Origin of the sequence: Arthrobacter sp. 260 (genome assembly GCF_013116745.1) — a bacterium.
Taxonomy (GTDB): domain Bacteria; phylum Actinomycetota; class Actinomycetes; order Actinomycetales; family Micrococcaceae; genus Arthrobacter_D.
Genome location: NZ_JABFOE010000014.1, coordinates 38,028 through 61,389, shown reverse-complemented (window position 1 = coordinate 61,389; position 23,362 = coordinate 38,028). Strand labels below are relative to the sequence as shown.

The following is a 23,362-nucleotide window of genomic DNA, read 5'->3' as shown; positions in this document are numbered from 1 at the left end:
CTTACGTGTTCAGCTTGGGAGCGGCTAGTTCGGCCAAATGCTGCAGTGAGTTTGTGAGACGCTCCGGAGCGAACGGTGGGAATCGCAGGTACTCGCGAATAGATTGCGGCACCGCCGCCCAATCGTAGGTGAGCGTCACCTCGGTCTCCGACTGGTCGACGAACATCAGGTCGTAGCGCCAGAACCAACCGCCAAACTCCAGTTGTCCATCACCTTTAGGGTCGTGCCCAGTCCGCCAGCCGATGGCGCGTGGTGGGTCGAACACATGAACCTTATTGACCGTCTGGTAGTTACCCTCTGGGTGGTTCGGATGATTCATTCCCATCCGGAACATCTGTCCCACCTCGGTCAGCCGCGCCTGGTCGACAGCTTGCTGAATCCGGCCCGTACCGTCGGCAACGGAGCTTCTGCCATCGATGGCAGAGTGCATCATCGGATCCGCCAGTACCGCGAACACGTGCGGGGCGGACGCGGAGATCCTCAAGGATGCGCTTACATGTTCCTGGTCCACGATATGCATGCTCCTAGCCATCTGACCCGATTTTAGTACGAACCGAAGGGCAGTTGCCGTACCTAAAGACGAAGTCGTCGTGGTGCGTATGCTTCGGCGAGCCGGTCCATAATGGCGTCCATGTGTGCGTCCACTGTTCGGCGTGTCGGGTCCGAGTCATGCCAGGCGATCATTTCCCGCGCGCCCTGACTAAAGGGGATGCTGGCGGTGAATCCGGGGACCAGTGAGCGGATTTTCGTGTTGTCGAAAATCATTGTGTGGGATTTGTCGCCCAAGAGGCCCGCGCCCCACTCAGGGTCGGCTTCGGCGATAGATTCCGAGGCGACATGGAGCAGGACGGGGTCAGGGACGCCGGCGGCCGCTGCGACCTGGGTATAGATCTGGTTCCACGAAGGTGTCTCTTGGCCGGTGATGTGCACAGCTTCACCAATCGCTGATGTATTTCCCAGCAAACCGGTGAACCCTCTTGCGAAGTCACGGCTGTGGGTGATCGTCCATAACGAGGTTCCGTCTCCGGGCACAATGATGGGTCGCCCGGCGCGCATGCGTTCCACAATCGTCCACCCTCCGTCGAATGGGATCATCGTTTCGTCGTAGGTATGAGAGGGCCGGACGATTGTGATGGGGAATCCTTCCTCGCGGTAGGCCGCAGTAAGGAGGTCCTCGCATGCGATCTTGTTGCGCGAGTACTCCCAGAAGGGATTCTTCAACGGAGTGGATTCCAGTACGGGCATGTGTGTCGGTGGTGTCTGATATGCCGATGCTGAACTGATGAAGACGTATTGTCCGGTTCGTCCGGCGAAAATTTCGACGTCCTGCTTCACTTGCTCCGGAGTGAAGTTGACCCAGCTGACGACGCAGTCGAAATGGTGACCGCCTATGGCATCAAGGACTGCCTGCTTGTCCCGAGAATCAGCGACGAAGGTGGTCACGCCCTCGGGTACCTGACGCAAGTTCCTGATGCCGCGGTTGAGTAGATAGACGTCCATGCCTGCATCTACTGCCTGTTTCGTGCAGTGGGCGCTGATGATTCCGCTGCCGCCGATGAAGAGTACTTTCAAGCCCTGCATGGTTTTCTCCTGGTGATTCATTTGAGCCCGCCTATTGAAAGTTCGCACCGCGTTCGCGCCGGCCCGTCAGCCCGCAGCCGGCGGGGCCGTGCTATCACGGACGACGAGCCGCGTTGCGAGGTCCATCCGGGGGATGGTTGTGAGGGTACTCTCACTCATGCGGATCACGAGCCGCGCCGCTTCCTCGGCCATCGCCGTAAGCGGCTGGTGCACAGTCGTGAGGGCAGGACTGGACCACTGAGCGAGCTGCAGATCGTCATAACCGACGATGGACAGGTCAGCGGGCACCCGGAGCCCAAGCGTCCTGGCAGCCTCGATGACGCCGAGCGCCTGGAGGTCGCTCCCTGCGAAGATCGCTGTGGGGCGGTCCGGCAGCGTCAGGAGTTCGAGAGCGATGCTGCAGCCACCGTCGACCCGGAAGTTGCCGAACCGCACGAAGCGTTCATCGATTTCAATGCCGGCCGTGTTCATGGCGGACCGGTATCCATCGACGCGGGCGAAGGAGCACATCATGTCGTCGCGACCGGTGATCGCAGCAATCCGGGTGTGTCCCAATTCGATGAGGTGGCGGGTGGCGTCGAGGCCGCCGGACCAGTTGGCTGACCCAATCGCGGGGACATCCGGGGCCGGATCTCCGGCCGGGTCGATGATCACGAACGGGATGGCGCGGGATTGGAGGGTTGCCTTCGCCTCCGCGGCGAGATCGGCGAAGAGGAGCACTACCCCGACCGGGCGTCGACGGAGAACCCCGGTGATCCAGGCCGGGGAGGGGGAGTGGCGGTCCCCTGACTCGGTCAGGACAATGCTCATATCGTTGGCGCGAGCGACATTTTCGACCCCCCGGATAATCTCCATGGCCCAGGCTGTCTCGAGTTCAGGGAAAACGAGCTCGATCAAGGAGTCCCTGTTGGGCAGGCCTGGGCGTCGCTGGTATCCGTGCTTGTAGAGGAGCTCTTCGACTTTTGCCCGGGTCTGCGCGGACACGTCTGACCGTCCGTTGAGGACTTTGGAGACCGTGGAGAGCGAAACTCCGGCCTCATCGGCTAATTCATTGAGCTTGACCTTACGACCTGAGTCGATCATGGGGAACCAATCTTCATCTTTTTTCGCGGGAAACACTTGCGTTTCACCGGGCCACTGTTACGCTCATCACATACTAATTGATTTCGACAAAAATGTCGAAACTTTCGAGAGGTGTTCAAAGATGAACAAGCACAGCACCAGGAAATTGCTGACCATGGGGGCGGCGACAGCAATCGCCCTCGGCGGCCTGTCAGCGTGTGGCTCCGACAGTGGAGCAACAGAAGACGGCGACGTCACCATGACGTTCTGGCACAACTCAACGACGGGTGATGGTAAGGCCTACTGGGAGAACACGGTCGCAGCGTTCGAGGAGGAAAACCCTGGCGTGACCATCGAGATCCAGTCCATCCAAAACGAGGAGATGGACGGAAAGCTCCAAACCGCGCTGAACTCCGGCGATGCACCCGACATCTTCATGGCGCGCGGCGGCGGCAAGCTTGCGGATGTCGTTGCGGCCGGACAGGCCATGGACATTACGGATTCTATCGACGATGCCACCAGGGCCGCTGTGCCCGAAGGGGTGTTGAGCGCCTTCGCGGTCGAGGGGAAGATCTACGGAATGCCGACCGCCGTGCTGCCTGGTGGCATCTACTACAGCGGAGACCTCTTCGCCGAAGCGGGCGTTGAGGGGACACCGACGACGATTGACGAACTCGGTTCCGCTGTTGAGCAGCTCAAGGGTGCAGGAGTCGACCCCATCGCCGTCGGCGCGAAGGATGCCTGGCCTGCCGCGCACTGGTACTACTTCTTCGCGGTTCGAGCCTGCTCACAGGATGCTCTCAACACTGCTGCTGAAACCATGGAGTTCAACGACCCATGCTGGCTGGAGGCCGGTAACAACCTGCAGGAGTTCGTCGACACAGAGCCGTTCAACAACGGATTCCTCACCACCTCCGCGCAGCAGGGTGCAGGTAGCTCGGCTGGACTCCTCGCCAACAAGAAGGCATCCATGGAGCTCATGGGGGCGTGGAACCCAGGTGTCATCGCTTCGCTGACACCTGACGAGGAGCCACTCCCGGACCTGGGCTGGTTCCCGTTCCCTGAGGTTGAGGGCGGCGAGGGTGAGCCCGGCGCAATGATGGGCGGCGTGGACGGATTCACCTGCTCGGCTCAGGCCCCGCAAGAAGAGTGCACCGCGTTCTTGAACTTCTTCATGCAGCAGGAGCATCAGGAAGGCTACGCGGACGCGTTCCAGACGATCCCTGCCAACCAGGATGCTCAGGAGGTCGTGGAGGATCCAGCACTGCTTTCGATCATCGAGTCTTACAACGAGGCACCGTACGTCACGGTGTGGCTCGACACGCTGTTCGGACAGAACGTCGGAAACGCGCTGAACAAGGGTGCCGTCGACCTGTTCGCTGGTCAGGGCACAGCTGAAGACATCGTCTCCGCTCTGAACACCGCAGCAGCACAGGGATAGCAGCAGATAATGACTGAACCTGCAGGGGGTGCTCCGTTGTTGACGGACCAGCAGCCGCCGCGGGGCACGGTAACGGCAGGGGATGGCGCTCGCGCGACGTCCCCTGCCGCACCGCGGCCCAGACGGCGTCCAACGGATTGGCGCAAGCGCCTCGAGATCATGCTTCTGGCCGGGCCAGCGATTGTCGTTTTTGTCGGCTTCGTGATCCTCCCGGTCGTCCTCGCCGGATACTACGGTTTCTTTCGCTGGAAGGGCTTTGGGCCAGCTACCGATTTTGTCGGTTTCCAAAATTACATGATCATCTTCGCGGACAGCGCGTTCCACGACGTGCTGCGCCACAACGGGTTCATCCTGGTGCTCTCCCTGGTCCTCCAGGGACCTATTGCGATCGTCCTCGCGCTCTTGCTCAACCGGAAGATCCGTGGCCGGTCGCTCATCCGCGTGCTCATCTTCGTTCCCTACATCATCTCCGAGGTCATTGTCGGGATTGGCTGGGGTCTCATGCTGCAGACATCCGGTTCCGTCAATGGGCTGCTCGAAAACATCGGATTGGGAGCCTTCCAAAGGGACTGGCTCTCTGACCCGAGCATCGCCATCTGGTCCCTCATGGTGATCATTTCGTGGAAGTACATCGGCTTCGCCGTCATTCTTTTCCTCGCCGGGTTGCAGAGCATCCCGGACGAACTGTACGAGGCGGCCGCGATCGACGGCGCCAGCTACTGGCAGACTCAACGCTCTATCACCTTGCCACTGCTCGGGCCGACCGTGCGGATCTGGGCGTTTCTGTCCATCATCGGCTCGCTGCAGTTGTTCGACCTGGTCTTCATCATCTGGGGCCAGTACGTCGCTTCGACTGCCGGAACCTCAACCATGGCCACCTACATGGTCGCCAACGGGCGCACGTCCGGCAACTTCGGCTACGGCAGTGCTGTCGCCGTCGTCATGTTCCTGATCTCCCTGGTCATCGCATTGATCTACCAACGGTTCGTTCTTTCGCGGGACACCGCCGGTGCTCTAACAGAAGGAAAGAAGTGATGGCAGTTCTCGAAGCTCCCACGCGCCCGCACAAAAAGCGTCTATCGAGTGACCGCCAGGAGTGGGGCAGCCCAGCGACCTACTTCATCGCCTTTGTTTTCATCGCGCTCTGTCTCGGACCAGTCATCTACATCATCCTCGGTGGGTTCCGCGACAACTCCCAGATCACCAATTCGCCCGCAGGATTCCCGAACCCGTGGAACTTCGACAACTATGCGGAGGTGCTCGCGAGCTCGACCTTCTGGCAGCAGGTCGGCAACTCAATGATTGCCGGGCTCGCGACGACCATCGGTGTGGTGACGCTCGGCCTGATGGCAAGCTTCATACTCGCACGCTACAGGTTTGCCGGTCGCGGAGCGATGTATTCGCTGTTCGCCGCCGGGCTCATGTTCCCGATGACCGTGGCCATTACGCCCCTCTACATCCTCGTCAGGGATCTGGGCCTGATGAACAGTTTGGCTGGCGTGATTCTCCCGCAGATCGCCTTCGGCTTGCCGGTCACGATCATCATCCTGGTGCCGTTCCTCAAGGCAATCCCCGATGAAATCGAAGAGGCTGCGTCGATCGACGGCACCAGCCGGCTGGGTTTCTTCTTCCGGATGGTCGTTCCTCTGTCACTGCCGGGCGTGGTGACGACGGGTATCCTCGCTTTCGTGGCGAGCTGGAACAGCTATCTTCTGCCACTGTTCATCCTCAGCGACCAGGCGACCTACACCCTGCCGCTCGGCGTTCAGGCGTTCGCTTCGCAGTATTCGGTGGACACGGCAAAGGTACTCGCCTTCACCTCACTGTCCATGATTCCTGCACTGATATTCTTCACGCTGTTCGAGCGTCGCATCGTCGGCGGACTCACCGGCGCCGTCAAAGGTTAGGACTTCCCTTGAGCACCACGACATCCACGACGACCACGCTGGCATGGCACGACGTCACCTCATCCGCTTCCGACCGAGCCGAAGCGCTCCTTGCTGAGCTCACGCTCGAGGAGAAGATCGCCCAGTTGTTTGGCGTCTGGGTCGGCGCGTCCAATGAAGGCGGGGACGTTGCTCCGCATCAAAACGACATGGACGACGTCGTCGACCTCGATGCGCTCCTGCCGAACGGGCTCGGCCAGTTGACTCGGCCGTTCGGCTCCGCTCCGGTAGACCCGGCGCTCGGAGCGCTGTCGCTCCTCCGCAGCCAGCGCCGGATCGCGGCATCCAACCGGTTTGGCATCCCGGCTGTTGCGCATGAAGAGTGCCTTGCCGGCTTCGCCACCTGGGGGGCGACCGCCTATCCGGTACCCCTCGCCTGGGGGGCCTCGTTCAATCCGGGGCTCATTGAGCGGATGTCACACCGCATAGGGTCCGACATGCGCTCGGTCGGCATCCACCAGGGCCTTGCTCCGGTGCTCGACGTGGTCCGGGATGCCCGCTGGGGTCGCGTCGAAGAGACTATTGGTGAAGACCCGTATCTCATCGGCACCATCGGAACGTCGTACGTCCGTGGCCTTGAGTCCGCAGGAATCGTTGCAACTCTCAAGCACTTCGTCGGATACTCGGCGTCTAAAGCCGGCCGTAACCTCGCGCCGGTATCGGTGGGTCCTCGTGAACTTGCTGACGTGCTGCTCGTCCCGTTCGAAATGGTTATGCGGGAAGGCAAACCGCGTTCGGTCATGCACTCCTATACCGACATCGACGGCGTCCCATCCGCGGCCGACGAGTCGCTGCTCACCGGAGTCCTGCGCGACACCTGGGGTTTCGACGGCACCGTTGTGGCCGACTACTTCGGGATCGCCTTTCTAAAACTGCTGCACGGCGTCGCGGGTTCGTGGGGCGAGGCCGCCGCCCTCGCGCTTACCGCGGGCGTGGACGTCGAACTGCCGACGGTGAAGACCTTCGGCGCGCCGCTGGTTGAAGCGGTCCGGTCGGGCGACCTGCCCGAGGCGGTCATAGATCGTGCCCTCCGGCGTGTGCTGCGCCAGAAAGCCGAACTCGGACTGCTTGACCCTGACTGGGATGCCACGCCCACAGCGTTGCGGGACGTCGCCGTGGACAACGCTGAAGGCATCCGCGGGACCATCGACCTGGACAATGCCGGCAATCGGGCGGTCGCCCGAGAGATCGCCGAACAATCTATCGTGCTGGTGAGCAACGACGGGACTCTTCCACTCGCAGGGCCGCGCCGGATTGCTGTCGTCGGACCGACGACCGACGACCCCTTCGCCGTGCTCGGCTGCTACTCGTTCCCCGCGCATGTCGGCGTGCAGCATCCTGACACACCCCTCGGTATCAAACTGCCAACCCTGCTGGATAGCCTCCGCATCGAATTTCCCGAAGCCGACATCGAATACGTGCCAGGCACGACTATCGACGGAGGAGAAACCGCCGGGATTTCCGCAGCGGTGGATGCTGCAATGCGGGCGGACGTCGTCATCGTCGCCCTCGGCGACCGTGCCGGGCTTTTTGGCCGCGGTACAAGCGGTGAGGGCTGCGATGTCGAGTCGCTCCGCCTGCCCGGCGCCCAGCAGAACCTTCTCGACGCCGTCCTGGCAACATCCACTCCTGCCGTCGTCACCCTGCTTGCTGGGCGTCCGTACGCATTGGGATCGGCTGTCACGGGCGCCGCCGCGATCGTGCAAGCGTTCTTCTCAGGAGAAGAAGGCACTGCCGCACTCGCCGGCATCCTCTCCGGCCGGGTTAATCCGAGTGGGCGCCTGCCTGTCAGTATCCCTGCCTCTGAGGGAACGCAGCCGTCCACATACCTGGCCGCCCCCCTGGCGCGCTCCAACGGCGTGTCGAGCATCGACCCGACCGCGGCCTTCGCGTTCGGGCACGGGATCGGGTACACGACCTTTGACTGGAGCGCCGGCCAGCACGGGCCGGATACGGTCGGAGTCGACGGCACGGCGACCCTCGGCCTCCGCCTCCGCAATACGGGAGACCGATCTGGGTCAGAAATCGTCCAGGTTTACGTCCACGATCCGGTCGCGTCAGTGGTACGCCCGGTGCAGCGTCTGATCGGGTTTCAGCGCGTTGATCTGTTGCCGGGGGAGTCCGTCGAGCTCTCGATACACGTCCCTGCAGATGTCACCTGCTTCACCGGCCGAAACGGCGAACGGGTAGTCGAACCGGGAGAGATCGTCGTTGCTCTCGGAGCGTCGAGCACCGACCTGCGGGTCACGCACTCGGTGCAGCTCTCCGGTGAAGCCCGCGTCGTGGGGTTCGACCGGGCCTTCCACCCGAGGTTCATCGAGGTCGCACGGACTGCCTCATGAGTGTCGATCACCGCGGGGTGACCGCGCAGGTCACCGTGCTGGACTCCGTCGGCAACCCGGTGCGCGACGCGGATGTCACTGTTGAACAGCTGCGTCATGACTTCGCCTTCGGCAACATCGGTTTCGATTTCATTCCGATCGCCAATGGGGAGACCGAGCAGGATGCTGCGGCGGATCCCGTTTTCGGAGGGGCCGGGCTCGCCAGCCTGCCGGAGCTCGAGACGATGTGGTTCGACCTCTTTAACACTGCGACCCTTCCGTTCTACTGCCGAGGATTCGAGCCGACCCGCGGCAAGCCTGACACCCGAAGACTTCAGCGGACCGCCTCGTGGTTCGCTGAGCACGGGGTGACGGTGAAGGGGCATCCGCTTACCTGGCACACGCTCGCGCCCGAGTGGCTCACCGGTCTACCGGTGGCCGAGATCGAGCGGCTGCAACGCGAGAGGATCCGACGTGAGGTGACCGACTTTGCCGGGGTCATCGACACGTGGGACGCCATCAACGAAGCCGTCATCATGCCCGTGTTCACTGCAGAGGAAAACGGTATCACCCGGCTTGCGCAGAGCATTGGGCGCGTGCCCATGATTCAGCTTGCGTTCGAGGAAGCTCGGGCCTCGAACCCTTCGGCGACGCTCGTTCTGAACGACTTCGACTTGTCGAGCGACTACGAAGCTCTGATCGAGCGCGTGGTTGAAGCGGGGATCGCCGTGGACGCGATCGGCCTGCAGACGCACATGCATCAGGGATATTGGGGTGAAGAGACCATGCTCGCGATGGTCGACCGATTCGCCCGCTTCGGGTTGCCCCTCCATCTGACCGAGACGACTCTGCTGTCGGGGGAGCTCATGCCGCCGGAGATCGTCGACCTCAACGACTATCAGATCCCATCCTGGCCATCAACGCCCGAGGGAGAGGCGAGGCAAGCGGACGAAATTGTCCGCCACTATCGCTCACTCGTGGGCCACCCAGCAGTGCAGGCCATCACCTACTGGGGATTCACCGACGACGGGGCGTGGCTCGGCGCGCCGGGCGGGTTGGTTCGCGCCGACGGCACGCCGAAACCGTCGTATCACGCACTCCAGTCGCTGGTTAAGGACGAATGGTGGCTGCCACAAACGTCGATGCGCACGGATGATGACGGTCGCTTGTCGATCACGGGCTTCTTCGGTGATTACGTGATCAAGCGAGACGGGCAGACTGCGCCCGTCTCGCTCTCCCGGGGGCGTGAAACGGACACCGTCCGATTCAGCTGACTCTGGCGTGATCCCGCCAACTACCATACCCACGCCCACCCGACAGATGGTCCGGAATCGGGCTGCCCTCATACGTAACTATGAACAGGATGATGTTGTGACCAAGGCCCATATTGTCATTGAGCGTTCGGCGGTCGTCGCGCCCCTGAATCGTAGGATCTTCGGTTCGTTTGTAGAGCACCTTGGCCGGTGTGTATACGGCGGGATCTACGAGCCGGATCACCCCACCGCCAACGAGGACGGGTTTCGGCTCGACGTGGTCGAGTTGGTCAAAGAGCTCGGCTCGACAACGATCCGCTACCCGGGCGGCAACTTCGTCTCCGGCTACCGGTGGGAAGACGGTGTGGGCCCACGCGATCAGCGCCCGGTCCGCCGTGACCTCGCTTGGCATGCCCTGGAGTCGAACCAGATGGGCATCGACGAGTTTGTTCGCTGGTGCAAACTCACCGGAGCCGAGTTGATGATGGCAGTGAACCTCGGGACCCGCGGGATCGAGAGTGCCCTCGACCTCCTGGAGTACGCCAACCACCCATCGGGAACTGCATTAAGCGACCAACGGGTCGCCAACGGCGCTGTGGAGCCCTACGACATCCGCATGTGGTGTCTGGGAAACGAGATGGACGGACCCTGGCAGACTGGATACATGAGCGCCGACGCATACGGGCAGCTCGCTGCCCGCACCGGACAGGCTATGAAAGCGGCGGATAAAACCCTCGAACTCGTAGCCTGTGGATCCTCCGGTTCCTCGATGCCCACCTTTGGCGACTGGGAGCGCATCGTGCTTGAACACGCCTACGAACACGTGGACTACATCTCCTGCCATGCCTACTACCAAGAGCGCGGCGGCGACCTCGATTCTTACCTGGCCTCGTCGTTGAACATGGAGTACTTCATCCAAGCCGTTGTCGCCGCCGCCGATCACGTCAAACACAAATTGCGTAGCGACAAGACCATCAACCTGTCCTTCGACGAGTGGAACATCTGGTACCTCGACGAGCACCAAGCCTCCGGCGAGGTCAACGACCAGTGGACTTATGCGCCCCGCCAACTCGAGGACGTCTATTCCGTCGCCGACGCCGTCGTGCTCGGCAACCTCATGATCACCCTGCTCAAGAACCACGACAGAGTCGCGTCTGCGTCCCTGGCGCAACTCGTCAACGTCATCGCGCCGATCATGACCGAACCAGGTGGTGCTGCATGGCGTCAAACCACCTTTTTCCCCTTTTCGGTCACCGCACGCCTAGCCCGCGGTGAAATCCTTCGCCCAACCATCGAGGTAGACACCTACGAGACCTCCGTCTACGGCCGTGCGCCCCTCGTCGACGCGGTGGCGACCATGGATGTTGAGGCCGGCGCGTCGGCGGTGTTCCTCGTGAATCGCAGCCAAACCGAATCGATCGAAGTCTCGATCGACGTCACCGATCTTCATGCCACCACGATCACCGAGGCGCTCACTCTGCACGACGACGACGTCTACGCGAAGAACACGTTCGATAACCAGCACCGGGTCGGCCTCAAAGCACTCGACGGTGCCTCTGTCGACGACGGGACGATTACAGTGACGCTTCCACCCGTGTCATGGTCAGCCATCAGTCTCACCTAGCTGTGGTGGGTCATGATGTTGGACACGTAGAGATGTATCACACAGGAGTTGAGCTGCCCGAGACTGCAGCGAATGCGCACTATCTGTAGGAATGACGAAGCTTTCGCGCAGGGTCTGGGATCCGCCCCCAACCAGAAGAATTTCGAACGTACCCTAGAAAAATGTAGAAGACAGGTCATGCCGAGCGTTCGGCGGTGATCGCTGGCGGCACCTGGTGACGACTGCACGCCTCACCCGTGAATGACTTGCCTCACATATGGGTTAAACAAAGCACTTCACTCTCACATCTCAGGAACACAATGAGCACAGTCCCAGCTTTTCCCTCAGCCCGCATCTTCGACCGCGTCTGGACACCGAGTCAGCTGCGCGCGATCCACACCGCCAACATGGTTGCCCAGACTCACATTGAGCACCACCCAGCCCGGCTCGCCCTGGCCAAGCACGGCATCTCGATCGACCGGCGTCGTATCAGTGCAATGGTCGCCGACGTCATGGGCGGCATCGATGGCACCTACTGGATCACCTCGGCCCTGTGTCATGCGCACTTGGCCATCAGCTTCCCGCTCTTTCTCACCAAGCAGCAGGAAGCCCTCTTGCTCCGACCCCTGTGTGCCGGTGAAATGGCTGTCGAGGAAGAACCTGAAGCAGTGCTTTTGGGCCATGCTGATGATGCTTTCGAACGAACTGAATCGCCTGCGGGTTACGACGCCTACGCCAGAGCCTAGGCGGGGCCGCCGCGATCAACACGGAAACACGGACCAGGGCCGTCGCCTGCGCGGTAGGAGATCAATGGCCAGTTGGGTCTGTCCGTGACTGGCATGGGGCAGTTATATGAATTTGTGTGACGGCTATCACCCTGAAGTTCATTGGGCCATCTAGTGTCTGAGGTGCAGCCCAAGTCCGGTTGGGCCGGAGATACAGGAGATTGTCATGTCGCATAGCAGCACAAGCATCAAGGAGCAGGTGGCAGAATTTAACCAGGGATTCGATTCCCAGATTGGGAAGGATCTGGCTGGTACCTTCGCCGCGGAACAGGCGGACCTTCGATCCGCTGGAGTACCGGTCGAGGCAGTCACTGTCGGTGAACAGATGCCGGATGCTCTGTTGCTCCGGCGGGACGGCAATGAGGTGAAGCTATCGGAGGTACTGTCATCCGCGCCTGCAGTGCTGGTGTTCTACCGCGGTGCTTGGTGCCCTTACTGCAACATAACGCTCAAGACCTACCAGAGTGAACTCCTGCCTAGCCTGGTCGAGCAGGACATCAAGTTGATAGCGATTAGTCCGCAACATCCCACCGGCAGCGAGGCCGCGGTCCAGGCCGGCGACCTAGATTTCGAGGTCCTTTCAGATCCCGCCAACGGACTCGCTTTCAAGCTCGGCATCGTCACGGAACCAAGCTCCGACGCCCGCAGCGCCCACACCAAGCTGGGGTTCAATGTTGCGGACAGCAACACTGACGGCACGCCTGCCATTCCGTTCCCGACTGTCCTCATTGTCGATGCGGGAGGGACGGTGCGGTTTGTGGATATCCACACCGACTATACGACGCGTTCCGAAGTGCCCGACATCCTGCGGGCGGTAGAGAGCCTCTAATCCATTCAACGACGGTGACAGGGTCTACGTTTCCGTGACCGTACTGGGCCGGTTCCACGGTGGACAACTCGAATCTCCCACGCCCTTGGTCGCCCTGATTGGCATATTGACGCTGGGGTGCGTAGGGTCGTTCATGCGCCGCGGGGTGGAGCAGTTCGGTAGCTCGCTGGGCTCATAACCCAGAGGTCACAGGTTCAAATCCTGTCCCCGCAACAAGAGAAGGACCCTTGACTGGGTACTATGCCCAGTCAGGGGTCCTTCGTTTTCAATCAGGCTGTCACGGAACCCCTAGCTTGCAGTATTGATGTCGGTCGTTCTGTAGGGCGCCTGTGGGTGATCACAAATCCTCAGTGGGGCTGTTCTGGGACGAAACATGCCGAAATGTGTTCCCAAGTCGTTCAAGTACGAGTGTACTTACCTGGCAATTGACGCGAATCAGTCGCAGGCCGCGCACCAGTATGAACCGGTATGTCGAAGTCTTTACGGGCCTCTGGCGGGATTCAGCGTTCAATTACTGACGGCCCATCGAAGTCCATTATGGTTATCAAAAGTCGGCATTGGCGGTGGAGAAGGATCCGCCAGGTCCGCCGTCTGAACTTCATGGGCAGCTCACTCGGATTGGCTGGTCGATATGGTCCGCCTGAAATCGCCAGGCGAGTATGTAGCGGTCGCAATGAGTAGTGTCTTATGGGCGGCCTAAAAGAGATCACTCGGACCGTCCGGGTGATCCTTCGTGAATAGAAGGAATTGGCGATGACGGAATTGGCAGTAAATTCGTCCCCGGCTTCCTCGGGCGAGAGTGTGATTACAGGGGTCCGTGACTCGCGCCGCCTTAAGGCTGTTGCGGACGCAGACCTACGCGGTGGCATGGCCGATCCTGACCTTGAAGCGGTAGTGGCTACCTTGCGCCTGGCCTGCGCGTCGCCAATTGTCGTGGTGAATATCGTCAGTGAAGACCGGCAGACTTACGCGGCAGAGATCGGTGTCGGGGCTGAGTGCACCCTAGTATCGGACTCACTGTCATTTTGCGCGGAGGTAGTGGACACGGGCCAGCCCATGACGGTGCCTGATGCCGCTGCACATCCCGTCTACAGCCAGAACCCGATGGTGCTCAGTGGCGCCATCGGTTCATACGCCGGTGTCCCGCTCATTGATAACGGCGTGGTCCTGGGCAGTGTGGCGATCTTCGACTATCAGGCACGCGAGTTCTCGGCCGAAGTTTTGGACATCCTCCAACACCAGGGGAAGCTGGCCGGGTCTGTGCTCGCGCTGCGACGATCTGCCCGAATGGATTCGCTGACGGGATTACCCAACCGTGCCCTCTACGGGGACCGCCTCCTCGGCGCGCTGGCACGACTAGAGCGAACCGGCGGAATGATCTCCGTGATGTACCTTGACATCGATGACTTCAAGATCATCAACGATACCTTCGGGCATGGTGTCGGGGACGAGGTTCTTCTCGAGACGGGAAGGAGGCTGGCGAGCGTGTTGCGCTCCGCTGACACGGTGGCCCGCTTTGGTGGCGATGAGTTCGTGCTCCTTTGTGAGGAACTGTCTGGCGTCAGCGATGCCGAGCAGTTGGCGGCCCGCGTGATAGCCGCCATGGCCGAGCCTTGGGATGTACACGGCGAGCTACGGACAGTTCGCGCGAGTCTTGGTTTCGCCGTGACAGCTTCATTTACAACCGAGCCTTCGGCTTTGCTTGCTGACGCCGATGCCGCCATGTATTCGGCAAAGAGTGTTCCTGGCTCCGCGTCTGTAATGGCACCTATTGCCCTCTCAGGGACGGGCTACGACAGAGGTAACGGGGTCGCACCGCAGTAGTCTATGGCCGTCGAATGGATTAGCTCGTACTGCTGCTGGGCACGAGGGCCGGGCCGCCTGCTGCTGGGCACGAGGGCCGGGCCGCGCTTCGAGGAGGAGCATGACCTTTTGTTGAGTTGTGTGACCCGCCAAGTCGAATTGCTGGAAGTCAGATGCCCAGGACCTTAGGGTGATTCAACGCACACGTGTGCGCGAGGTACTCGACTCTGGAGGAACTGGTGACCGTTACAGATGAGCTTCTCAAGAACAACGAGGCGTATGCGCAAGGATTCACCGGCCCGTTGCCATTGCCGCCGTCCAAGCACGTCGCCGTGGTCGCGTGCATGGACGCACGATTGAACGTATACGCAGCTCTGGGATTGAAGGAGGGCGAATCCCATGTCATCCGGAACGCTGGCGGGGTGATTACTGAAGACGAAATACGCTCGCTCTCGATCAGCCAGCGCCTGTTGGGAACGCGCGAAATTATCCTTATCCACCATACGGACTGCGGCATGCTCACCTTCACCGATGACGGTTTCAAACAGACGATCGAGGACGAGACGGGCATCAGGCCACCCTGGGCGGCGGAAGCGTTCACCGATCCGGCAGCCGACGTCGTCCAATCCGTCCGACGTATCCAGGCCAGCCAGTTCATTCCGATCAAGGACTCGATCCGTGGGTTCGTTTTCGACGTCGCCACCGGAAAGCTGAACGAAGTGACTGTGCCGAACCAATAGCCCGCGCACTCAATCCGGCCCCACAGAATTCGCGGGGGGAGCAGCGATCGCTAAATGAAACTTGCATCTAGCAGCGCGACAGGATAGCCACCTTCATGCGTCTCCGTGGGCTCTGCGGACGATAAGGTCCTAGCAGGTGGGCGCTGGAAGGTCGATCCTCCTAGCGTTGACGTCCGCGGCAGGCACAATCTGGGTGATCGAAAGCACCGCGGGGGTCGTGGTGCTGGCGTTGCTCACAAAGTGGGGGCCAACCTCGGTGAACGTTTCGCCCACCGTGAAGGTCTGGGCGGGCCCGCAACCGAGTTGACGCTCCACCTGACCAGATTTGACTGTGGCAATCACAATTCCGGGGTGCTCGTGCCATCCCGAGTAGCCCAAGGGTAGGTAAGTCAGTTCGAAATCGAGAACGGCTACATCCTTTTTGGTTTTAAACTCGATGCCGTCCCCCTTGGTCTTCTGCGGTCCGTCCAGCGTGCCGATAACGAGCGGCGTCGATGGGCTGGAGCCAGAACCGGGCGTCGCGGTAGCAACACTGCTTGTCGCCAAGGTGCCGACCGCTACGAAAACTGCGGCGGATATGGCCGTCTTCTTCGATCTCATAATATTCCTCATCACCACGGGCGGGCCCTCTCCGCCCGCTTCCCAATCGTTCCGGTATCGGATTCCCGGCAGATGTCCACAGTGCCGCGAACGCCTTCACCTGGACGAGCATGTACCGGTGGACTACAGGGACGTATCACCGCCCCCGGCATCCGCAGTTTCGACAGACCACGCGACCGGACCCCGATACCAGCACCTAGTAGAGCAGCTGGCTCGTTACTCGGACGTTACCTAGACGTACCAGGTGGAAATCGCGGACTTTGCCCGAGTTGCAACGACAACTGCAATCAGCCAGCGTTATCCTGTCTCCACGGTCGCCTCGCCTTCATCGGCCGCCTGGCGACGATGACGTTCGCGTTGACCGTACGCTGCCCGAAGGATGTCGTCTTTGGACTCGAATCCTGAGCCCAGCGCGCCGCCGATGAGCGCCGCCGATGTCGTCATCCAGGCAACCACCATAAAGTCCCACACAGTCACCGGATGCTGGAGGGTCTGTGCCAATAAAGAACTGTCGATGGTGAATACCGCGGCCAACAGCACGGCGACGAAGAGCAGGACGTAGCTGATCACGACGCCGATCATCAACGACCACACCGTCGAAGTGTTGTACAAGGAAGCCTTGAACCGTTCGAGGGTATTGTCACGGCGCGGGCTTTCCCAAAGATCGTGCTGCGTGATGATCCAGAACACCATTGACCCGATCGCCAGGACCATGAGCAGCGTCAGCCGCAGCGTTCCCAGCAGGTCTGCGAGTTGCCAGATCGTGTCCGTGACAAGCGCGAACGCGCCTGTGGCGATCGCAGCGGCCAATGCGCTTCGCAGTCCGAAAACCAGCCGCCAGGGACGGTTCGCCTGCAGCATGCCCGCCAGTAGACGTCCGCGACCGAGGCGGGACGCTGAGACGTACCGGAACTCGATTGGCCCGTCGTCGTCGTTAGGAACAGTAGTCTCGATGTGCCGCGACTGGTGCAAGGAGGGCGGACCGAATTCCACGGTGTCATCCTCAGGGTCGAAACGCCGGTGCATCGCCCAGCCGAGGTCGGCGACGGCAGAGCGGACCCGCCGGTGGATGTTGACGGCGCCGAGCGCGGGCAAGGAAACCAGGGAGATCGGCTCCCCAAGCGCAACCTCCGCGACGACGGTCTTGCCGCCGACACGAATCGGAAGATCGGTCAGGCAGACCATGACATCCCAGGCACGAAGGTTTCGATGCCTCACCATCGAGTCCAGCATGGGCGCCAGTCCACTGCCAGCCGAAAAATCCTGATACTCGATCACCACAGACCAATCGTGATGTTCGTCGGCAAGGTTCAGCAGCTGAACCACTTCGCGACCGCTACGCTCGGCAAACTCACCGGTGACTTCTGGTTCGGCGAGCACGCCTAGCGTGCGGGCACTAATGCGGTTGATGTCACCCAAGCTTTCCAGCACACCCGGCCTCCTGTGGTTCATAGTTCAGCATTGTTATTGAGCAAACTGGACAATTCCTTCGCGATAGGACCCCTTTGGGGCTACGGGACGTGAAACGGGGAACCGTGGGGACGAATGCGCCATGCGCGAGTTGCGACGTGCAAATTAAGCCGGGTCTCCGGATCGGTGAGGTCGAAGCCAGTGATTTGGCGAATGCAGTTCAAGCGGTAGCGCAGGGTGCTTCGATGGATGGTCAGGGTTTTGGCAGCACTGTCATAGTTGCCGCCATGGTCCAGGTACTGGGCGAGGGTTTGCACCAGGTCAGACCCCCGGTCGTCATCGGTACGTTGAAGGGTGCCGAGCCACTCGTCGACATAGCAGGCCAGCTCCGGTTCACCCCCGGGCGTGTCCAGAATGCGGTAGATCCCTAGTTGGTCAAAGCGGGTGACTCCGTAGTGATCACTTGAACCGGCGCGAATACGCAACGCGTGCTTGGCTTCTGAGAAAGACCGCGGAATCTGCGCAGTATCCAGACAGGGACCTCCGATCCCCACCGCACCGTTGCCATTTCGCACGTTTCTGGCGACAGCGGCAAACACGTCGGCGCCCAGCGGATCGCCACTCACCACGGCAATAGCCATGTTTGCGCGCCGTGAAACGAGCGCGGGTGAACGGAGTTCCAGGAACGTTTTCCGCAATGCTTCCACCACAGTGTCGTCAGTTCGCTGGGGCTGCCATTCCGCCACAATGACGTGCTGCGCACCACTGATGTCGTATCCCAATGCCTCGGTGCGAAGGGCCGCGGTTGGCGCCTCCATCCCGGACACGAGTTCGTCCACGAGGTCGCGCCCCAACTTCACTTCCAGCAGGGCAAGGGCGCGGCGATGCGACAGCTCCGCTTCCAGGAGCCGTGTTGCGTACGACAATGCGAAGACGCTGTTGGCCGTGACGGGCGTATCGGTTTCCAACATGCAAATAGCCCCCAACACCTCGCCGTTCGACAGGGCAAGGGCGACGAGCCGTCCCGGTTCGCGAACTGGAGTGCCGGAGGACAGCCAGAGTTGCGCAGTCCGCGACCTGGCCGCCGCGCCGAGCCGGGGGTAGGGGCATTTGGCTCCGAACCCAATCGCCGCGCTAATGTGCCCAAACGCGTCCTCAATACAGATGGGCTGCCCCGATAGCCGTGAGAGGGCCTCCGCCAGGAGTCTCTCATTGAAGTCAGCGATCTGGAGGTCAGGTGTTGCGCCCCGGTCCAACTCCTCCCGGATCCTGTCGTGTTCTTCAAGTTCCAGTACTCTCTCGGAGAGTGACAGGAGTCGCTGTTCCGTCACGCTGCTGCCGTGTGCCTGACCACGTGCGCCGTTCTGACGTTCTCCATGGGATTCGCTGGAGCGTCTCGTAATGGTTGTTCCTGCAGCTGTCCGGAGCTGGATTGGTTGCGCGAGATCCGGGGGCCCAGCGACGTCACGGTCCTTGACCTCGCAGAACGACATTGCCGAAACCGCTAGTCCTGCTGTGCTGAAGATTTCCTCTGCGACCCGTCGATTGATCATGGTGATCCTCGACCGTGTCCAGGGCGTCGGTATCCTCCCACGGGATAGCAGTGGGGCTGGATCTTCATCTGCCCGCGCTCCATCGAGCACCGGCGAATCCATCCCGGAGAAGGCGCAGGTGCTCGTGGATCATCGCCACGGCGGTCGAGCCTTCACCGGCTGCAGCCGTCACACGCTTCACCGATCCATGCCGAACATCGCCGGCCGCGAACATTCCGGGAACACTGGTTTCCAGGGGTAATCGTTTGCGCCCCAGCTGGCTGAGCTCCGGTGGGAAGTCCAAGAGATCAGCCCCGGTGAGAACGAAGCCGCGGTCATCCAGGGCGAGAGTGCCCTCCAGCCATTCGGTGCGCGGCGCGGCGCCAATGAAAATGAAGAGGTATTGGGAGTCGAAAGTGCGCTGGTCGCCTGTGGCTGACAGCTCGACGACGATCCGTTCAAGGGTGCCCGACCCCTCGACACCCACTATGGTGGCTCCCAGCAGGACTTCTATGCCTGAGTGCTCTTCGATGCGTTCCGCAAGATATTTTGACATGTCCGCGCGCAGGTCGGTCCCGCGAACCACCAGGTGCACCGGCGTCCCCGTGCCTGCCAGGAACAGTGCGGCCTGACCCGCGGAATTTCCGCCGCCGACGACGGTCACGGGCTGTAATCCACAGAGCCTGGCTTCATGGACGGTGGCGGCATAGAAGACGCTGATTCCTTCGAACTCCTCCAGCCCTGGGACCGGCAGCCGGCGGTAGCGCACCCCGGTTGCCAGCAGCGCGGCGCGGGAAGAGGCAGGGCCACTCTCGTTGAACTCGGCACGGAACTCACCGTCCCTGAACTCGATGGTGCGGGCCAGGCAGGCAGCATTGACGTGAACCCTGAACTTGCGGGCCTGCAGGATCGCTCGTTCAGTGAGTTCGCCGCCGGAGATTCCAGCAGGAAAGCCGAGAAAGTTTTCTATTCGCGACGACGTGCTGGCCTGCCCGCCTATCCCAAATCCTTCTTTAAGGATGACGGACAGTCCGTCGGATGCTGCGTAGACGGCGGCCGCAAGGCCAGCGGGACCCGCACCGATCACCATGAGGTCGTATGGGGCAGTATGTTCTTTCGACGCCCGCAGGCCCATGGCGAGGGCCAGTTCGGCGTTGGACGGGTTTCTGAGGACGCGCGAAGCGCTTAGGACCACTGCGGGCAGGTCGCTCTCAAGTATCCCTGACCGGTCCAGGATGGCCTGCGCTTGCTGGTCGTTCTCCAGATCGACCAGTCGATGAGGCAGGCGGTTGGCGGCCGCGAATTCAAGGAGTCGAAGGGTGTCACGGCTAAAGCGGGATCCAACGATGCGGATGCCGGCGCCCGCGCCGATCAGCAGAATCCGGCGCTGTAGATAAGCCCGCAGGATCGTTTCGCCCACCGAGGCGTCCGTCAGAACCATACGGCGCAGATCGTCGCCGCTGATCTGGAGCACTTCACACGCCTCGGCGGATACCGCGCTGACAAAGGCAGGTTGCCCGTCGACTAGACCCAACTCTCCGAGGAACCGTCCCGGACCGTGAACCCCGAGGATCCGCGTGTCAGAGCCCACCTCGGCAGGCGGTTTGCCATCAGCATCGGAGAGTCCCTCCACGACCAGCACTGTGCCCTGCAGGATGACGAAGAAGTCCGTGTCGAGGTCTCCCTCCCGAATGAGTGTCTCTCCGGGGGACGTAGTCCGCCTTGTCCCGGTACGGCCCAACAGGTCGATCTGGGCCGGGCTTAGGCGTGGATAGGCTCCGGTGAGATCCGGCGTTTCGATCTGCGTCGATGATGCGTCAGGTTCCATCAGCTGGTTGCCCCTGTCGGTGCCTAGACGAACGTTTCATGGGGATAGCACCAGCGCCAGTCCTCGCCGAGCTCCATGGAACGGACGATTGGATGCAACTCGGTGGCGTGGGCCCGGGCGTGCCGCATCGGTGAAGAGTCGCAACATCCGACGTGGCCGCAGGACAGGCACAAACGCAAATGAACCCACGGAGTGCCCAACGACAGACACTCCTCACAGCCCTGCGGTGTGCGCGCCCGAACCGGACGAACCAGGGCGAGATGGGGATCAGGAATTCGGGGGATCATGCTGGCTCCTAGGTCGGTCAGTCCATGGAGTCAGCCCCGCCGCGATAATCTGCAGCCATGGGATTGGATCGGTCCGGCAAAGGGTGAGCCGGTTAGGGCAGTTCTACACCCGGCCACGTGGCCTGTCAACCGGTTCGCGGGGATCCGGGTCCAGTGGGGAAGCCGTATCCGGCTCACCCAGTACCGTCGTCGTCGTGCTCCAACCCGACGGCCGAAAGATTTACCGGTGGCCGCGCCCCCAGAGGTCGATTACAGGAAACTTTCCTGACCTGGCAGGGCCAAGCCGCCGCATCCGGCCGGGGCCAGACTTAACCCTGTAAGGCCTCATGACAACGCCGTTGAGCTTCGTGGCTCATCCCGGGCGGAGTCATGCGGTGCAGCATTGGGCGGACGTCGCCAAAGGACCGGTCTCGCCCACTAGGACCGGAGTAAGTCATGGCCAAGGCAGTAGGAATTGATCTGGGAACAACCAATTCGGTGATCGCTGTGTGGGAGGGTGGGGAGGCTCGCGTCATACCCAACGCGGAAGGAGCCAGGACCACCCCGTCAGTCGTGGCATACACGGACTCCGGAGAAAGGCTGGTCGGGCAATTGGCCCGCCGGCAGGCAATTCTCAACCCCAAGGGAACTGTCACCTCTGCCAAGCGGTTTATCGGCCGACACTACGACGAGACCACCGATGAAGCCCGGGCCGTAAGTTTTGACGTCGTAGCGGATGACAACGGCGTGGCCCGTTTTCAGGTTCAGGACAAGAAGGTCGCGCCCGAAGAGGTGAGCGCTCTGGTCCTCCGCAAGCTGGTGGACGATGCCGCCAAGCAACTCGGCGAGAAGGTGACCGAGGCTGTCATTACGGTTCCCGCGTACTTCAACGACGCACAGCGAACCGCGACCAAGGATGCAGGCAGGATTGCCGGGTTGGAAGTGCTGCGGATTATCAACGAACCTACCGCAGCGGCCCTGGCCTACGGCATCGACAAACGTGAGCATGAAACGGTGTTGGTTTTCGATCTTGGCGGCGGAACTTTTGATGTGAGTCTGCTGGACGTGGGGGACGGGGTGGTGGAGGTCCGCTCCACGGCGGGTGACACGCACCTCGGCGGAGACGATTTTGACCGTCGGCTTGTTGATTACCTGGCTGACGACTTCCAGAAGGAGGCGGGGATCGACCTCCGCTCGGACCCGCAGGCGTTGCAACGCCTGTTTGAGGCCGCTGAGAAAGCGAAGGTCGAGCTGAGTTCCGTCACCCAGACCCAAGTGAACCTTCCCTTCATCACTGCCGACGCTGCAGGACCCAAGCATCTGACGACGACGGTTCGGCGCTCCGTTTTCGAAGACATCACCCATGACCTGGTGGAACGCACCATGGGTCCGGTGCAGCAGGCAATGACGGACGCCAAGGTGACCGCGAACGACATCGATGAAGTGATTCTGGTGGGCGGCTCCACGCGCATTCCAGCGGTGCAGAACGTCGTTCGGCGTCTTACCGGCGGCAAAGACCCCAACATGAGCGTTAACCCAGACGAAGTCGTGGCTCTTGGCGCGGCCATCCAGGCCGGCGTCCTCAAAGGAGAGGTCTCGGACGTCCTGCTGCTGGATGTGGTGCCCCTTTCACTCGGCGTCGAAACCCGCGGCGGCGTGATGACAAAAATTATCGAGCGCAACACGACTATCCCGGCGAGACGCAGCGAAGTGTTCTCCACCGCTGATGACAACCAGCCTGCCGTTGACGTGGTGGTCCTGCAGGGGGAGCGGGAACTGGCGGCGGACAATCGGGTGCTGGGGCGGTTTCAGCTGGGTGATATCCGGCCAGCGCCTCGCGGAGAAGCACAGGTCGAGGTCATCTTCGACATCGACGCAAACGGCATTCTGAACGTCACCGCCCGCGATAAGGACACGGGCAAGGAACAGGGCATCACGATCAGCGAGGGATCCAACCTGGACGCCAAGGAAGTCGAGCGCATGATTGCCGAGGCTGACTCTCACAGAAGTGAGGATCTGCAGAATCGGGAGCGGATTGACACGCTGAACGAGCTCGATGCGGTGGCCTACCGCGTTGAGCGGGCCGTCAACGACCTCGACGGCGCAGTTGCCGTGCACGACAAGGCACGAGCCGAACTCCTGATTGGCCAGGCGCGCGACGCCGTCAGCAACCAGGCGGACGTTGCTGCAGCGAGGGAACTGATTTCGGAGCTTCAGCAATTGCATTCGGTGCTGAGCGCCTCGGCTGCCAGCCGGGCCACTTCGGAAGCAGCCGAGGGATCTGCCCCTCAGCCCGGAACGTCCGAGGATGCAGATGACGATGACATCGTCGACGCAGAATTCGATCGGAGCTAGGGACGGC

The 23,362-nt window shown here is 61.4% G+C and carries 19 protein-coding genes and 1 tRNA gene; 12 read left to right on the top strand and 8 right to left on the bottom strand.

Annotated elements, in window-relative coordinates; translation table 11 throughout:
• Position 1: 1 nt before the first annotated feature.
• From HMI57_RS14945 to HMI57_RS14935, 3 genes are all read right to left on the bottom strand, one after another.
• Entirely contained in the window at positions 2-520 is a 519-nt protein-coding gene (locus HMI57_RS14945; protein ID WP_171586802.1) for a polyketide cyclase, read from the bottom strand.
• 53 nt (positions 521-573) lie between these two features.
• On the bottom strand, positions 574-1,581 hold the full coding sequence (locus HMI57_RS14940) for an NAD-dependent epimerase/dehydratase family protein (protein WP_171586801.1): 1,008 nt from the start codon (positions 1,579-1,581) through the stop codon (positions 574-576).
• A 66-nt stretch (positions 1,582-1,647) separates the two neighbouring features.
• Positions 1,648-2,664 (bottom strand): LacI family DNA-binding transcriptional regulator, encoded by a 1,017-nt coding sequence (locus tag HMI57_RS14935; RefSeq protein ID WP_171586800.1) that lies wholly within the window; start codon positions 2,662-2,664, stop codon positions 1,648-1,650.
• 154 nt (positions 2,665-2,818) lie between these two features.
• On the opposite strand from HMI57_RS14935, the gene HMI57_RS14930 reads away from it, so the two are divergent.
• The 11 genes from HMI57_RS14930 (at position 2,819) to HMI57_RS14880 (ending at position 15,364) form a co-directional block, all read left to right on the top strand.
• Positions 2,819-4,084: an extracellular solute-binding protein gene (locus HMI57_RS14930; RefSeq protein ID WP_228721148.1), complete on the top strand. Its 1,266-nt coding sequence runs from the start codon at positions 2,819-2,821 to the stop codon at positions 4,082-4,084.
• A 9-nt stretch (positions 4,085-4,093) separates the two neighbouring features.
• Entirely contained in the window at positions 4,094-5,119 is a 1,026-nt protein-coding gene (locus HMI57_RS14925) for a sugar ABC transporter permease (protein ID WP_171586798.1), read from the top strand.
• The gene (locus tag HMI57_RS14920) at positions 5,119-5,991 is read left to right on the top strand and encodes a carbohydrate ABC transporter permease (RefSeq protein WP_171586797.1); all 873 of its coding nucleotides are present in this window, start codon (positions 5,119-5,121) and stop codon (positions 5,989-5,991) included. Before HMI57_RS14925 ends, HMI57_RS14920 begins: the two co-directional genes overlap by 1 nt.
• 8 nt (positions 5,992-5,999) lie before the next feature.
• The gene (locus HMI57_RS14915) at positions 6,000-8,372 is read left to right on the top strand and encodes a glycoside hydrolase family 3 N-terminal domain-containing protein (RefSeq protein ID WP_171586796.1); all 2,373 of its coding nucleotides are present in this window, start codon (positions 6,000-6,002) and stop codon (positions 8,370-8,372) included.
• Positions 8,369-9,625 carry an endo-1,4-beta-xylanase gene (locus HMI57_RS14910; RefSeq protein WP_171586795.1) on the top strand — a complete coding sequence of 419 codons (1,257 nt, stop codon included), beginning with the start codon at positions 8,369-8,371 and terminating at the stop codon, positions 9,623-9,625. The genes HMI57_RS14915 and HMI57_RS14910 overlap by 4 nt, the downstream gene beginning before the upstream one ends.
• A gap of 97 nt (positions 9,626-9,722) precedes the next feature.
• The gene (locus HMI57_RS14905) at positions 9,723-11,228 is read left to right on the top strand and encodes an alpha-N-arabinofuranosidase (RefSeq protein WP_171586794.1); all 1,506 of its coding nucleotides are present in this window, start codon (positions 9,723-9,725) and stop codon (positions 11,226-11,228) included.
• Between the two features lie 299 nt (positions 11,229-11,527).
• Complete coding sequence (locus tag HMI57_RS14900) at positions 11,528-11,953, top strand: hypothetical protein (protein WP_171586793.1); 426 nt, start codon at positions 11,528-11,530, stop codon at positions 11,951-11,953.
• 205 nt (positions 11,954-12,158) lie between these two features.
• On the top strand, positions 12,159-12,821 hold the full coding sequence (locus tag HMI57_RS14895) for a peroxiredoxin-like family protein (protein ID WP_171586792.1): 663 nt from the start codon (positions 12,159-12,161) through the stop codon (positions 12,819-12,821).
• A gap of 139 nt (positions 12,822-12,960) precedes the next feature.
• A tRNA-Met gene (locus HMI57_RS14890) sits at positions 12,961-13,034 on the top strand.
• 540 nt (positions 13,035-13,574) lie between these two features.
• On the top strand, positions 13,575-14,645 hold the full coding sequence (locus tag HMI57_RS14885) for a sensor domain-containing diguanylate cyclase (RefSeq protein ID WP_171586791.1): 1,071 nt from the start codon (positions 13,575-13,577) through the stop codon (positions 14,643-14,645).
• 218 nt (positions 14,646-14,863) lie between these two features.
• Entirely contained in the window at positions 14,864-15,364 is a 501-nt protein-coding gene (locus tag HMI57_RS14880; protein WP_171586790.1) for a carbonic anhydrase, read from the top strand.
• 129 nt (positions 15,365-15,493) lie between these two features.
• Here HMI57_RS14880 and HMI57_RS14875 read toward each other — a convergent pair whose 3' ends face one another.
• From HMI57_RS14875 to HMI57_RS14855, 5 genes are all read right to left on the bottom strand, one after another.
• Positions 15,494-15,964: a hypothetical protein gene (locus tag HMI57_RS14875; protein WP_171586789.1), complete on the bottom strand. Its 471-nt coding sequence runs from the start codon at positions 15,962-15,964 to the stop codon at positions 15,494-15,496.
• Between the two features lie 297 nt (positions 15,965-16,261).
• Complete coding sequence (locus tag HMI57_RS14870) at positions 16,262-17,395, bottom strand: hypothetical protein (protein ID WP_171586788.1); 1,134 nt, start codon at positions 17,393-17,395, stop codon at positions 16,262-16,264.
• A gap of 80 nt (positions 17,396-17,475) precedes the next feature.
• Positions 17,476-18,927: a helix-turn-helix domain-containing protein gene (locus HMI57_RS14865; protein ID WP_171586787.1), complete on the bottom strand. Its 1,452-nt coding sequence runs from the start codon at positions 18,925-18,927 to the stop codon at positions 17,476-17,478.
• Positions 18,928-18,991: 64 nt separating this feature from the next.
• Positions 18,992-20,734, bottom strand: coding sequence for an FAD-dependent oxidoreductase (locus HMI57_RS14860; protein WP_171586786.1), 1,743 nt, complete (start codon positions 20,732-20,734; stop codon positions 18,992-18,994).
• 23 nt (positions 20,735-20,757) lie between these two features.
• A complete protein-coding gene (locus tag HMI57_RS14855) occupies positions 20,758-21,021 on the bottom strand; it encodes a UBP-type zinc finger domain-containing protein (RefSeq protein WP_171586785.1) in 264 nt (87 codons plus the stop codon).
• Positions 21,022-21,456: 435 nt separating this feature from the next.
• Between HMI57_RS14855 and dnaK the strand changes: the two genes are divergently transcribed.
• Positions 21,457-23,355, top strand: coding sequence for a molecular chaperone DnaK (gene dnaK, locus HMI57_RS14850; RefSeq protein ID WP_171586784.1), 1,899 nt, complete (start codon positions 21,457-21,459; stop codon positions 23,353-23,355).
• The last annotated feature ends 7 nt before the right edge of the window (positions 23,356-23,362 follow it).

Excerpts from the sequence above, each read along its gene's own strand:
- HMI57_RS14945 (WP_171586802.1), bottom strand. The coding sequence starts at position 520 with ATGCATATCGTGGACCAGGAACATGTAAGCGCATCCTTGAGGATCTCC.
- HMI57_RS14940 (WP_171586801.1), bottom strand. The coding sequence starts at position 1,581 with ATGCAGGGCTTGAAAGTACTCTTCATCGGCGGCAGCGGAATCATCAGC.
- HMI57_RS14935 (WP_171586800.1), bottom strand. The coding sequence starts at position 2,664 with ATGATCGACTCAGGTCGTAAGGTCAAGCTCAATGAATTAGCCGATGAG.
- HMI57_RS14930 (WP_228721148.1), top strand. The coding sequence starts at position 2,819 with ATGGGGGCGGCGACAGCAATCGCCCTCGGCGGCCTGTCAGCGTGTGGC.
- HMI57_RS14925 (WP_171586798.1), top strand. The coding sequence starts at position 4,094 with ATGACTGAACCTGCAGGGGGTGCTCCGTTGTTGACGGACCAGCAGCCG.
- HMI57_RS14920 (WP_171586797.1), top strand. The coding sequence starts at position 5,119 with ATGGCAGTTCTCGAAGCTCCCACGCGCCCGCACAAAAAGCGTCTATCG.
- HMI57_RS14910 (WP_171586795.1), top strand. The coding sequence starts at position 8,369 with ATGAGTGTCGATCACCGCGGGGTGACCGCGCAGGTCACCGTGCTGGAC.
- HMI57_RS14900 (WP_171586793.1), top strand. The coding sequence starts at position 11,528 with ATGAGCACAGTCCCAGCTTTTCCCTCAGCCCGCATCTTCGACCGCGTC.
- HMI57_RS14895 (WP_171586792.1), top strand. The coding sequence starts at position 12,159 with ATGTCGCATAGCAGCACAAGCATCAAGGAGCAGGTGGCAGAATTTAAC.
- HMI57_RS14885 (WP_171586791.1), top strand. The coding sequence starts at position 13,575 with ATGACGGAATTGGCAGTAAATTCGTCCCCGGCTTCCTCGGGCGAGAGT.
- HMI57_RS14875 (WP_171586789.1), bottom strand. The coding sequence starts at position 15,964 with ATGAGATCGAAGAAGACGGCCATATCCGCCGCAGTTTTCGTAGCGGTC.
- HMI57_RS14865 (WP_171586787.1), bottom strand. The coding sequence starts at position 18,927 with ATGATCAATCGACGGGTCGCAGAGGAAATCTTCAGCACAGCAGGACTA.
- HMI57_RS14860 (WP_171586786.1), bottom strand. The coding sequence starts at position 20,734 with ATGGAACCTGACGCATCATCGACGCAGATCGAAACGCCGGATCTCACC.
- HMI57_RS14855 (WP_171586785.1), bottom strand. The coding sequence starts at position 21,021 with ATGATCCCCCGAATTCCTGATCCCCATCTCGCCCTGGTTCGTCCGGTT.
- dnaK (WP_171586784.1), top strand. The coding sequence starts at position 21,457 with ATGGCCAAGGCAGTAGGAATTGATCTGGGAACAACCAATTCGGTGATC.